This is a genomic window from Streptococcus sp. CCH8-H5, from assembly GCF_001556505.1.
Lineage (GTDB): Bacteria > Bacillota > Bacilli > Lactobacillales > Streptococcaceae > Streptococcus.
On the sequence record NZ_LSIZ01000032.1, the window covers coordinates 217,965 to 230,933 of the forward strand.

The window sequence follows — 12,969 nt, forward strand, 5'->3', positions numbered from 1 at the left end:
AGAAAGAAAGAGGGATATAAGATGCTTTCTATTATCGTCCTTGAAGATGATGCCTTGCAGCGTCATCGTGTTGGTCGTTTATTGGACGAAGCAGTTGAGGAGTCGAAGGCCGTTGTTGATGGGATTACTTTTTATGAACAGGGTCAGGAATTGTTAGATGCTGATAGAGGTTCGGGTAAATCCATGGTTTATCTTTTGGATATTGACCTTAAAAATCAAACTAAGCAGGGACTAGATATTGGGCTTGAAATCCGTAAGGAAGACTTGAAAGCACAAATTGCCTTTGTTACAGCTTACTCGGAGTTTATGCCCTTGACCTTCCGTTATAAGATTCAAGCTCTAGATTTTGTCGATAAATCCATGGAAGATGTGGATCTTAAGAGAGCTTTAGTAGAACTTTTAGATTTTGCTTATTCACAGGTTGAGCAAGAAACCAAGGCACAGAGTCTAACTGTTAAAACGGATAAAAATGATGTTAATATTCCTTATGATGATATTTTATACATTGAGACAGCCCCTGTGCCACATAAGTTAATCGCTCATACCAAGTCAAACCTAGTGGAATTCTATGGGAAAATTGCAGAAGTAGCAAAATTGGATGATATTTTCTTCCAAACGCACCGCTCTTTTGTTGTCAATGTGAATAATGTGACAAGTGTGGATCGTACAGCTAATATGGTCTTCTTTGAGGAAAATGAGTCATGCCTCCTATCGCGGACACGTAAAAAGGAACTTTTGGAACGTTTGAAAAATCGTTAGGTCTTAGATTTTCCCCTTCTTCTCTAATCATTATTGAAAGTTTTCTGAAATTCGAGATAATTATTTAATTTTATCTCATCTATTATCAGGAATTGTGATAGAATAGTGTTATGGCTTTTTGCCGTATATTTAGAGATGACTAGAAGGAGGTGGCTAACCATTAAATGATGCTCAATTTGCAAATTGCATTAGAATATCTTTTGCATTTCATTGTCATACAGTGGATTTACGAAAGGACCAGCTTGGTCAAGGTACCACGTATAATCCTTCCTATTGCGTTCCTGGTTGAATGTATAGGGGGAATACTGGGGATGTCATATAATGTCGGTTTGTCCTTTATGACACCCTTCTACCTTCTTTTCTATGCCTATTTCTATGGCAAGGAGAGAACCACCAATATGTTGGCTTTTTATGCCTTCTATCCTCTAGTTCTCTATCTGTTGATTTTTAATGGTTATGCCTACTTCCTGATGCCAGGGTTCGGCATCACATCGGATTTTCTAAACAGAAGTTATCTTTATTTCATTTTCTTTGACCTTTTAATTATTCCAACATTTGTCGCTCTATCCAAGCTCCTTAACATTGATTTTAAATATTTGAGGGTCTTAGAGCGAGATCGTAAATTTGGTCGGATTATGTTTTTCACTAACTTTATCTTGATTGGCTATGTGATTTTGAACTATTCTGTCGTCGTGGCCTCGCGATTTTTTGCCTTGTACTATGCTGGACATGTGATAACCTTAGTGGGGTTTGTAGCTATTTTTTATGCTGTTTACAAGGTTAATAAATATGCAGATGAATTCTTTGAAAATGAGCGTAGAAAAGAAAATCGACGTCACTTGGATGATTTAGAGAAGTATTCTGAGCAGGTCGAAAGTCTTTACGAAACGCTACGCAGTTTCCGTCACGACTATACTAATGTTATGATTTCGCTTAATGAAGCCATCCAGATGAAAGACATCGATCAAATCAAGATGATTTATGATAGTGTCTTGAAAGATTCGGCATCAGATTTGAAGCAGCAAAAGTTTGATTTGGCAAAATTAACTCGTGTGACCAATATGCCACTTAAGAGTCTTTTATCATCTAAAGTGGCTGAGGCTTTTGATAAAGGTATTCAATGTCATGTGGAGGTTGAAGAGGGGGTCTTCTTCACAGATATGCGTCCACTCGACTTGATTACAATCATATCAATTCTTTGTGATAATGCTATTGAAGCTACTGTATTAGCAGATAAACCAAAATTATCTATTGCTATCTTTAAGATGGAAAATCAATCAGTTATTGTTGTTGAAAATTCAACTAAGGAAGCTTCTATTGATGTAGCTCCTTTGAAACAAAGAGGATTTTCAACGAAAGGAACAGGTCGTGGTTTGGGCTTAGCAAATATCGAGGAGATTCTCTTCAGATACGACAACGTCACGCTTGAAACGGAATCAGCACAACACCGTTTTGTCCAGTTATTGTCTATTACACCAAAAGAAAATTAATGGGGACTTAATAAGAATTTTTAGAATTCTTGTTAATCCCTATTTTTATGTTAAAAAGTATGGTAAAATAGGGAAGTTAATCATGTGTTTTTTAATTCAGGGGGATTTATTATGTTGAAAGACGAATGGTTAGAGTACTTTGAGGCTGTTAATGGCCGAAAACCAAGACCAATCGACTTCAAAGAGGCCTTGGAACGAGGAGAGTTTGTTCTCTCTGAAGGTACAGAGGCTAACCAAGTAGCTGATCAAGGTGAATCAGCAGCTGACCAACAGTTTGAAGAAGGAACCGCAACCGCCAGAGCCCTAGCTCAGTCTCAGAAAGAGCGTGACAACGCGCAAGAAGCTATGGCAAATGCGGCCCAGGAAAAGAGAAAGGCCCTATCTCAAGAGACTGTTGGTCAAGTAAGAACCATTCAGTCGGGCCGTCAGGCTGAGGATATTCAAAAGGAAGAGGAACAGCGCAAACGCGTCGCAGAGGCTAAGGAACGTTTGGCAAGTTATGCGCCAACTCGTCCAGATGCAGGAAATCATTCTGTTAATACCTCGAATGAACCTAATCAAGCTATTCCAGTTTTCAGTAACCAAGCACAGCATCTTGGATTATCTGAGGATTTGACAAAACTTGATCGTAAGGAAGAAAAGGCAGCTAAGAAGATTGCTCGTCAAGCTGCTCGTGATAAGAAAAAAGCCGAAAAGCTAGCTGCCAAAGCTAAATCTAAGGAAGAACAGACAGTTGCCAAGTTGGAAAAGAGATTGGAAAGTCAGGTTCGTCTTCTAGAAACGATTCAAAACGCTAATCAAAAGTCGCAAAAGGCCAAAAATTGGGGCAAAGGAGCCTTGATTTCTAGTCTTGTTGCTGTTGTTTTGATGTTGCTTGTCGGTGGTGTATACGGTTTTTGGCGTAATGCTTCGGGGAACATTGAGGGAACTTGGGAATTAAAATCGTCTAAGGTCTTGGACGAAAATTCTGGTAAGTTAACCAATGCTCTGAAAGAACATGAAGATAAAGATGAAATTTACGTCTCTTTCCTTAAAGTTGATCATTCTAATAATTTACAAACGCATTCTTACTTCTATAAAAAAGGTGAGGAGGAGCAGCCTACTTTTACAGCTTCAGATTATTTGAAGGAATATCAAGTTGTTGATCAGTGGAATAAATCTATTACCTATACTAAAGAAGTTTCAGAATTTAAGCGTGAGTTGACTAAAGTTGTCTCGCAACTTTATCCAAATGCAGATAAGAATCTAGTAGATTACTATATCTCGGATAACGTAGATAACTACCGACTCTACCGTAAAGGAAAACGCACCAAGTCTTATACTGTAAATAAAGATACCTTGGTTGTTTCTACATACAACGAGGATGGCAAGTTGACTAGTCGTGATACTTATGAGAAAGTGTCAAAGGCAGCGGCTAAGAGTTTAGAAGCTCAATATGCTGAAGCAAAAGTAGCTTATGAAAAAAATCATAAGACCACAACTAAGAAATAGTCTAAAAGGAAGTTAGAGTCAAACTCTAATTTTTTTTTGTAGAAAATTCAAGTCTGTCAAGTTTTTTTCTTGACACATAAAAATTATATGGTATACTAGTTAAGGTCGAGGGGCGATAAGAGCCCTCACCATAATAAAAAAACTAAAGAAAAGAGATATTAAAAATGGCAGTAAAAATCCGTTTGACTCGTATGGGTTCTAAGAAAAAACCTTTCTACCGTATTAACGTTGCAGATTCACGTGCTCCACGTGATGGACGTTTCATCGAAACAGTTGGTACTTACAACCCACTCGTTGAAGAAAACCAAGTAACACTTAAAGAAGAGCGTGTTCTTGAGTGGTTGTCTAAAGGTGCACAACCTTCAGATACAGTTCGTAACATCCTTTCAAAAGAAGGCGTTATGAAGAAATTCCACGAATCAAAATTCTCAAAATAATTTTTTAGCCTATGGATACCATTGAAAATCTTATTATCGCTATCGTTAAACCTTTAATTGCTTCACCAGATCAGTTGACCATCAAAATCATTGACGGTCCTGAGTTTTTGGAGTACCATCTTGATCTTGCCCCAGCCGATATTGGGCGTGTTATCGGGAAAAAAGGACGTACTATTACGGCGATAAGAGCGATTGTCTATTCGGTACCTACTCAAGGTAAAAAAGTTCGTCTTGTTATTGACGAAAAAGAGAAAGCTTAAGAGGTGACCCTAGGGTTGCCTTTTTTGCATATTTTGGTTATAGACTAGAAGTCTTTGGTATAATAAGAATGTCAACTCATTAAGCTCAAGGAAAAACTAGGAATCTAGTTTAAAGGTCAGTTTAATGACTAAGTTGAAGCATTAGCCAAAAAAGGAGTAATTATGACTTATCAGGAAGCATTGGATTGGATTCATGGACAATTAAAATTTGGCATCAAGCCTGGCTTGGAGCGTATGGCTTGGATGCTTAAAGAATTGGGAAATCCACAAGATAATCTCAAGGCTGTGCATATCGTGGGAACAAACGGCAAAGGGTCTACAGTCAATGCCCTACAAACAATTTTTACCCAGGCAGGCTATGAAGTTGGAACCTTTACCTCGCCCTATATTATTGACTTCAAGGAACGAATCTCTCTTAATGGTCAGATGATTTCAGAAGAGGACTTACTTGACTTGGTTAGTCGTGTGAAGCCTGTGGTTGAACGTCTACCAAAAGAGACAGAGCATGAAAATGCGACAGAGTTTGAAATTATCACAGTTCTGATGTTCCTCTATTTTGGTCAGGTCCATCCTGTTGATATCGCATTCATTGAAGCTGGAATGGGCGGCCTTCATGATTCGACTAATCTATTTAAGCCTTTGGCAGTTCTTTGCCCTTCGATTGGTTTGGACCATCAGGCTATTTTGGGAAATACCCATGCTGAAATTGCAGCAGAAAAAGTTGGTGTTTTGAAGAATGGGGCTCCTTTTATTTATGCGACTGACCGTACTGATGTTAGAGATGTTTTCGAGAAAAAGGCGCGTGAAGAAGGGGCCAAGACCTATGAATTGGGGAGAGATTTCACAGCTGAAGGGTCTAGTCATTCCTTTGATTTTACCTATGGGGAGCAAAGGTTAGATGATATAGCCTTGGCCATGGCTGGTCAACATCAAGTAGCAAATGCTAGTTTAGCTATTATGGCTTCTTTATTGCTTCAAAAAGATTATCCTAAAGTAACTCCTAAACTCATAAAGGACGCACTAGCTCATGCCAATTGGCGAGGTCGAACAGAATTTTTAAGACCTAATCTCATGATTGATGGTGCTCATAATAATGAGAGTGTTAAAGTTTTGATTGACTTGCTGCAATCAGAACATGCAGATAAGGAGATTGAGCTTCTCTTTGCGGCTATTGACACTAAGCCTATTGATGGTATGCTGGCTCAACTAAAATCGGTTGGTGACTTAACTGTAACGAGTTTTGACTATCCAAACAGTGTTAAATTAGATAAATACCCAGAAGTTTATAAGCAGGTACCAGATTTCAAAACATGGATTAAAGAACATGTAACGACTGACAATAAGAAACTTTATGTGATTACGGGATCTCTATACTTTATTTCTCAGGTCAGAAAATGGGTTTTAGAGCAGGCAAGTGATGTTTAAGACTTGAAAGATGACATTTAGGGGCGTATAATAACCATCGTATGTTTTAAAAGCAAGGAGATCGCAATGTTTCAACGTCTGAAAAACATTTTAATCGGTGAACCTTTAACTCATGATGATAGTGGTGATGAACACTTATTGTCCAAGATTCAGGCCCTGGCCATGTTGTCGAGTGATGCACTCTCATCTATCGCCTATGGTCCAGAGCAAGTCGTCTTGGTTCTGACAGCTGTATCTAGTGCGGCTATTTGGTGGTCAATCCCTATTGGGCTTTTGGTTCTCGTCCTTTTGGCCAGCCTTACCATCTCTTATAGACAGGTTATCAAGGCCTATCCCCAAGGTGGTGGTGCCTATATGGTAACGACGGAAAATCTGTCTCCTAAGTTTGGCTTGATAGCTGGTGGCAGTCTTTTGGTCGATTACATGTTGACAGTTGCTGTTTCAGTGGCCTCAGGTGCAGATGCCATTACTTCAGCCCTTCCCTTCCTTCATCCTTTCAATCTTGAGATATCAATGATTTTGGTGCTTGTTTTGATGGTTATGAATCTTAGGGGAATGCGTGAGTCGGCAAAATCTTTGATGATACCGGTTTATCTCTTCATTGTTTCGACGCTGTTCTTGTTGGGATTTGGTTTCTTTCAAATTTTAACTGGTCATATGCCTTACGCAGCCACAGCACATTTAGGACAACCCATTACAGGTGTGTCATTGATTCTTATTTTAAGGGCCTTTACCTCAGGTTCTGCCTCTTTGACAGGGGTAGAAGCCATCTCTAATGCGGTGCCTTTCTTTCAAAAACCTAAGGCCAAAAATGCAGCTTCAACCCTCTTTATCATGTCTAGCATTTTGGGGGCTATGTTTGCGGGAATTACCTTCCTCAACTGGTGGACAGGTATTACACCTCATGCAGGAGTAACTATCTTGTCACAAATGGCTAGAGAAATTCTTGGTCAATCATGGATTGGTAGTATTCTATTTTACATTTTCCAATTCTCTACTGCTATGATTCTTGCAGTAGCAGCTAACACAGGTTTTTCAGCCTTTCCGATGTTGTCCTTTAATATGGCGAAAAATAAATACATGCCTCACATGTATCTTGAAAAAGGTGCACGTATGGGATACTCTAATGGGATCTTGACACTTGCAATTGGTGCCATTACCCTTTTGTTTATTTTCCGAGGAAATACGGAACGGTTGATTCCGCTTTACACCATCGGTGTATTTATTCCATTTGCTCTTTCTCAAACGGGGATGGTTGTCCATTGGATTCGTGAATATGGTAAGGGATTCTGGAAACACTCTTTAGCAAATATCTTAGGTGCCCTCATTTGTTATGCTATCGTTCTCATTCTCTTCCTTTTCCGTTTAGGAGATATCTGGCCATTCTTCCCGATTATTGCAATCTTGATGTGGATGTTCCTTAAGATTAAAAAACACTATAATGGTGTTGCTCAACAGTTGCGTATTGATGGAGCGGTAGAAGAACACCATTATCAAGGAAATATTGTTCTTATCCTTGTTGGGAATGTTACCAAGGCTAATATCGGAGCTATTTCCTATGCACGTTCTATTGGTGACAAGGTTATCGCCATGCATGTATCTACTAAAGATACAGAGAACAAGGACAAGGAAACTGAACAAGAGTTTAAAAAATATTTCCCTGAAATTGAGATGGTTCATATCCAATCACCATATAGCTCAATCACTCAGTCAACCATTCAGTATGTGGACGAGGTCGCCACTCAAGCTGAGAAGGATAATGCGACTCTGACAGTCATGATTCCTCAGTTTGTACCTAAAAAATCATGGCAAACCATGCTTCACAACCAAATGAGTTTACGATTGAAATATTATCTCAAATGGCGTGAGAATATTGTTGTTTCATCTTATTCTTACCACTTGAAAGACTAAAAAATATAAGCGAAGATAACCTCTATATGAAAGGTGGTCTTCGCTTTTTTTGAGATTTAGGTAGCTAGGAAATCTTATTTTTTGCAAGAAAAATCCAGCAAAATAAGGTATAATAGATAGTATTATAACGTTGCAAGAGGAAATTATGGCAAATCAAGAAAAAGTAGAACAAGCAGTCTATCAACTATTGGAAGCTCTAGGTGAAAATCCTGAGCGTGAGGGACTTTTGGATACACCAAAACGTGTGGCTAAGATGTATGCTGAAATGTTTTCAGGTCTAAATGAAGATCCTAAGGATCAATTTACAGCTGTCTTTTCAGAAGTTCATGACGAAGTTGTCCTTGTCAAGGATATTCCTTTTTACTCTATGTGTGAGCACCATTTGGTTCCATTTTATGGTAAGGCCCATGTGGCTTATTTGCCAAGTGGAGACAAGGTGACAGGACTTTCCAAATTAGCGCGTGCGGTTGAAGTAGCTGCTCGTCGTCCGCAGTTGCAAGAACGTCTTACAGATCAAGTTGCTACAGCACTTGAAGAAGCTCTGAATCCTCGAGGAGTTTTTGTCATGGTTGAAGCAGAGCACATGTGCATGACTATGCGAGGCATTAAGAAACCAGGAAGTAAGACAATCACAACTGTCGCTAAGGGCCTTTATAAAGAAGACCGTGAAGAACGCAAGGAAATTCTTTCATTGATGCGTGATTTTTAGGAGTTAAGATGTTTATCGGTAAACATGAGATTACAGGTAAGGCCTGTATTATGGGAATCTTGAATGTCACCCCTGATTCTTTCTCAGATGGTGGCGATTTTGACACAGTAGAGGATGCCTTGGCTCAGGTTGAGCGCATGATTGCCCAGGGGGCTGCTATTATCGATGTCGGTGGCGAATCTACAAGACCAGGGGCAGAATTTGTTACTGAGGAAGAAGAGGTTGCTCGTATCGTTCCAGTTATTCAGGCTATCAAGGCAAAATATGATGTGCTCATCAGTATTGATACCTATAAGACAGCCACTGCTAGAGCTGCTCTTGAAGCAGGTGCAGATATTCTAAATGACGTCTGGGCTGGACTTTATGATGGTCAGATGTTAGCTTTAGCAGCTGAAAAGAATGTGCCGATTATCCTTATGCATAATCAAAAAGAAGAAGTATACAATGATGTCACAGAAGATGTCTGTACATTCCTCAGTCAACGTGCCCAGGCTGCCTTGGAAGCAGGTGTGGCCAAGGACAATATCTGGATTGATCCAGGCTTTGGATTTGCTAAAAATGTCCAACACAATATTGACCTGCTAAAAGGCTTGGACAAGGTCGTTGCCTTGGGCTATCCTGTTCTTTTTGGAATTTCTCGTAAGCGAGTTGTGGACTACCTACTAGGTGGGAATACTCAAGCTAAGGATCGCGACCAGGGGACAGCTGCCTTATCTGGCTATGCAGTTACCAAAGGATGTCAGATTGTCCGTGTACATAATGTTGACGTCAATCATGATATCGTTAAGACTATTTCAGGAATTTTATGATACTAAAAAAAGCTCAGTTCAACTGAGCTTTTTTTCTTAGTCTTGAATTGTCCAAACGCTGACAGATTTTTCAGAAACTGGGAAGTCTCCCCATCCGTCTTCGTCAATGGTTACAGTATCAGAGCAGTTTCCAAGAATGTCATAGAAGGCTTGTCCAGCCCAATCACTACCAATTTCCATAGACTTGCTGTTAGCAGCATCATTAGAAATCGTTACAGCTAATGGAGCCCCATCTTCGTTGCCAGAGCGTGTCCACCCGATACAGTTTGGATCATCAAAGTAGTCTGTTTGCTCACCGTAAGCTAGGTCTTTACGAGCGTAGAGCAAGGTATCTAGGCTCTCTTGGAAATTTTCTTGGGCAAATTCACCCTCAATACCATAGTAGTCACCATAAAATAGGCAAGGAAGACCGTCTTCACGGAGAAGGATGAGAGCGTAAGCAGCTGGTTTAAACCATTCTTCAACAGTAGATTCTAGAGCTTGTCCGCGTTGAGTGTCGTGGTTGTCTACGAAGGTCACGGCATGTTCAGGATGATTTTTGACCAAGGAATGATCGAAAATTGTTGTTAAATCATAATCAGCTCCCGCTGTGCTAGCGTTGTGTAGATTGTTGTGGAGGGAAACATCGACGAGGTCAAAACGTTTTTCAATCTTTTCAAGATAGGTATTGTTATCCTCCTCGTTACCATTCCAAAATTCACCAAAGACATAGAAATCCTGACCTTGTTTTTCTTTGACATCGCGAATAAAATTGCGCATAAAGAAAGAATCAATGTGCTTAACAGCATCCATTCGGAACCCTTGAACGCCTGTTGTTTCAACGAACCAATCTGCCCATTCGTAAATATTTTCAATAACTTCAGGGTGTTTATAGTCTAGGTTGGCATACATAAGGTAGTCGAAGTTACCATTTTCGTTGTCAACCAAGTCGTTGTCTGCCCAGCCTTTGTTGTCACCTTGGATAAGATAGATACCACTTTTATTACGTTTGGCATCGAAGTCAGTTCCGTTAAAGTGGTACCAGTGCCATTCAAAATCGTTGTAGGCTTTATTGCGTCCGTCAAAGGTGAAATGTGTCCAGCCTTCGATTTCAAATGGTTCGCTAATCTCTTGGGTACGGTCTTCTGGGTCAACTTCGACCACTTCGAAGGTCTCAAGTTTATCCGCTGCCGCCTTGTGATTAAGCACAACGTCGGCCATAGGTACAATACCAACTTCTTTGAGTTGGTTGATAGCATTGAGATATTCTTCTTTGAGGCCGTATTTGGTGCGAACTGTTCCTTTTTGGTCGAATTCTCCAAGGTCAAAGAGGTCATAGACTCCGTAACCAACATCATCTTTGTTTGTAGCTTTAAAAGCGGGTGGCATCCAAACGTGGCTGATGCCTAGGTCTGCTAAATGTTGGGCATCTTCAGCCAAATTGTTCCAGTGTTGACCGTCACTTGGGAGATACCATTCAAAATATTGCATTGCGGTTTGATTTGTCATAGTTTTTTTCCTTATTAGTTGAGATAGTCTTGCTTATAATTCAGGAGTCTCTTTTTAGCTCCTGTGCCTATATTTTACCAAATCAGAAGATTTATGCAATCGATTGCATAAAGTGTAAATGCACTAACTTCAGATCTGTCTAAAATATCATACTAATTAGAGACCAACTTTTCAACTGTTTTGTGTTAGAATAAGGAAGAGTATAGTGTCTTAAGGAGAAACTATGGATAAAATTATTTTAAATGGTTGCCGTTTTTATGGTTATCACGGGGCTTTTGCTGAGGAGCAGACCCTAGGGCAAATTTTTGTGGTTGATTTGGAATTGACTGTTGATCTAACTAGGGCTTCACAGAGTGACAATCTAGATGATACGGTTCACTATGGTTTGGTTTTCGAAGCCGTGCAAAAACAAGTGGAAGATAAAAAGTACATTTTGATTGAGCGTTTGGCGGGTGCGATTTGTGAGGATTTATTTGAACAATTTGCACCTATTCAATCTATTAAAGTTCGAATTACCAAGGAAAATCCACCAATTAATGGGCATTATAAGAGTGTTGGTATTGAATTGGAGCGTAGCCGATGACAAGAGTTTATTTGAGTTTGGGATCTAATATGGGTGATCGTCAGGACTATCTCCAAAAAGCTGTGGAGGCCTTGAATGACTTACCTGAGACAGAGGTTAAAGCAGTATCTTCCTATTATGAAACGGCTGCTTGGGGACTGACAGAACAGGCTGATTTTTTGAACCTTGCTTTGCTCTTAGAGACTCAGTTGCCGGCTGAAACCTTATTAAGTTATTGCCAGAAAATTGAAAAAAATCTTGACCGCGTTCGTCATGAGCATTGGGGGCCTCGGACAGTAGATATTGATATTCTTCTATATGGGCAGGAAATCTGGGAGACTGAGCACCTTAAAGTGCCCCATCCTTATATGAGTCAGAGAGCTTTTGTTTTGGTTCCCTTGATAGAAATAGCAGATGATTTGGTTGACCCTAAAACTGGCCAAGCCTACAAAAAATATTTGAGTCAATTAAACACTAGTGATGTCCGTAAATTGGAAGTTATGGACTAGCTTTGCGTGAAATTCCTTGTCGTCAAGATGGGGATTTTTTGCTATAATTAATCTTGGCTTTTTGCCGTATTTTTCTTTTTATTTTTAGGGAAAAATACTAACTCATTTTTAGGTAGTGATAGTAATATGGGGAAGTCTATCACGATACCTACAAAGAAATAAATGTATAGAAAAAGTATGGAAAATAACATGTTAGATGAACTTAAAGAAGATTTAGTGGGGATTGATATTCGTTTCGACGAACCCTTAAAACGTTATACATATACCAAGGTTGGTGGTCCAGCGGATTATTTGGCCTTTCCACGTAACCGCTATGAACTCTCTCGTATTGTCAAATTTGCTAATAAGCATGACATTCCTTGGATGGTGCTCGGTAATGCCAGTAATTTGATTGTCCGTGACGGTGGTATCAGAGGTTTTGTGATTATGTTTGACAGACTGAATGGTATTGCAGTTAATGGTTATCAAATTGAAGCTGAAGCGGGGGCTAATTTGATTGCGACAACCAAGGTGGCTCGTTTCCAAAGTTTGACTGGTTTTGAATTTGCAGCGGGGATTCCAGGTAGTGTTGGTGGTGCCGTCTTTATGAATGCGGGTGCCTATGGTGGTGAGATTGCCCATATCTTGGTTTCTGCTCAGGTTCTTACAAAAGACGGAGATATTCGTACGATTGATGCAAGAGATATGCGTTTTGGTTATCGTCGTTCGGTGCTCCAAGAAACAGGTGAAGTGGTTATTTCAGCTAAATTTAACCTCAAACCAGGAGACTACGAGCAAATCAAGAATGAGATGAATCGTCTTAATCATTTGCGAGAGCTTAAACAACCTCTTGAATACCCTTCATGTGGTTCGGTCTTTAAACGCCCACCAGGTCACTTTGCAGGCCAGCTGATTATGGAAGCTAACCTCAAAGGACATCGTATCGGCGGTGTTGAAGTGTCTACTAAGCATGCTGGTTTCATGGTCAATGTCGATCAAGGAACAGCAAAAGACTATGAAGACCTTATCTCAGATGTTATCGCTAAGGTTAAGGAAAATTCAGGTGTTACACTAGAGCCTGAAGTACGTATCATTGGCGACGAATTAAACTAATAAAACCCTATCCCTATATTTGCTATC

At 39.8% G+C, this 12,969-nt stretch carries 13 protein-coding genes; 12 read left to right on the forward strand and 1 reads right to left on the reverse strand.

Features of this window, described 5'->3' with window-relative positions:
* Window positions 1–21: 21 nt before the first annotated feature.
* The 9 genes from AX663_RS02705 to folP all read left to right on the forward strand — a co-directional run bounded on the left by AX663_RS02705 (window position 22) and on the right by folP (window position 9,291).
* Complete coding sequence (locus tag AX663_RS02705) at window positions 22–759, forward strand: LytR/AlgR family response regulator transcription factor (protein ID WP_021143758.1); 738 nt, start codon at window positions 22–24, stop codon at window positions 757–759.
* Window positions 760–1,070: 311 nt separating this feature from the next.
* The gene (locus tag AX663_RS02710) at window positions 1,071–2,249 is read left to right on the forward strand and encodes a sensor histidine kinase (protein WP_037598353.1); all 1,179 of its coding nucleotides are present in this window, start codon (window positions 1,071–1,073) and stop codon (window positions 2,247–2,249) included.
* Window positions 2,250–2,360: 111 nt separating this feature from the next.
* On the forward strand, window positions 2,361–3,740 hold the full coding sequence (locus AX663_RS02715) for a hypothetical protein (protein WP_037598350.1): 1,380 nt from the start codon (window positions 2,361–2,363) through the stop codon (window positions 3,738–3,740).
* 164 nt (window positions 3,741–3,904) lie between these two features.
* Window positions 3,905–4,177: a 30S ribosomal protein S16 gene (rpsP, locus tag AX663_RS02720; RefSeq protein ID WP_002884675.1), complete on the forward strand. Its 273-nt coding sequence runs from the start codon at window positions 3,905–3,907 to the stop codon at window positions 4,175–4,177.
* Window positions 4,178–4,188: 11 nt separating this feature from the next.
* On the forward strand, window positions 4,189–4,437 hold the full coding sequence (locus AX663_RS02725; RefSeq protein ID WP_002884680.1) for a KH domain-containing protein: 249 nt from the start codon (window positions 4,189–4,191) through the stop codon (window positions 4,435–4,437).
* 162 nt (window positions 4,438–4,599) lie between these two features.
* Window positions 4,600–5,862, forward strand: coding sequence for a bifunctional folylpolyglutamate synthase/dihydrofolate synthase (locus tag AX663_RS02730; protein ID WP_037601596.1), 1,263 nt, complete (start codon window positions 4,600–4,602; stop codon window positions 5,860–5,862).
* A gap of 66 nt (window positions 5,863–5,928) precedes the next feature.
* A complete protein-coding gene (locus AX663_RS02735) occupies window positions 5,929–7,773 on the forward strand; it encodes an APC family permease (protein WP_002891530.1) in 1,845 nt (614 codons plus the stop codon).
* A 145-nt stretch (window positions 7,774–7,918) separates the two neighbouring features.
* On the forward strand, window positions 7,919–8,482 hold the full coding sequence (folE, locus tag AX663_RS02740; protein WP_002884345.1) for a GTP cyclohydrolase I FolE: 564 nt from the start codon (window positions 7,919–7,921) through the stop codon (window positions 8,480–8,482).
* Between the two features lie 8 nt (window positions 8,483–8,490).
* Window positions 8,491–9,291 (forward strand): dihydropteroate synthase, encoded by an 801-nt coding sequence (gene folP / locus AX663_RS02745; protein ID WP_060972615.1) that lies wholly within the window; start codon window positions 8,491–8,493, stop codon window positions 9,289–9,291.
* Window positions 9,292–9,327: 36 nt separating this feature from the next.
* Here folP and AX663_RS02750 read toward each other — a convergent pair whose 3' ends face one another.
* On the reverse strand, window positions 9,328–10,779 hold the full coding sequence (locus tag AX663_RS02750) for an alpha-amylase (RefSeq protein WP_013991013.1): 1,452 nt from the start codon (window positions 10,777–10,779) through the stop codon (window positions 9,328–9,330).
* 223 nt (window positions 10,780–11,002) lie between these two features.
* On the opposite strand from AX663_RS02750, the gene folB reads away from it, so the two are divergent.
* From folB to murB, 3 genes are all read left to right on the forward strand, one after another.
* Window positions 11,003–11,362 carry a dihydroneopterin aldolase gene (gene folB / locus AX663_RS02755; protein ID WP_060972616.1) on the forward strand — a complete coding sequence of 120 codons (360 nt, stop codon included), beginning with the start codon at window positions 11,003–11,005 and terminating at the stop codon, window positions 11,360–11,362.
* On the forward strand, window positions 11,359–11,850 hold the full coding sequence (gene folK / locus AX663_RS02760; RefSeq protein ID WP_060972617.1) for a 2-amino-4-hydroxy-6-hydroxymethyldihydropteridine diphosphokinase: 492 nt from the start codon (window positions 11,359–11,361) through the stop codon (window positions 11,848–11,850). Before folB ends, folK begins: the two co-directional genes overlap by 4 nt.
* Window positions 11,851–12,039: 189 nt before the next feature.
* Window positions 12,040–12,942 (forward strand): UDP-N-acetylmuramate dehydrogenase, encoded by a 903-nt coding sequence (gene murB / locus AX663_RS02765; protein WP_060972618.1) that lies wholly within the window; start codon window positions 12,040–12,042, stop codon window positions 12,940–12,942.
* Window positions 12,943–12,969 lie beyond the last annotated feature (27 nt).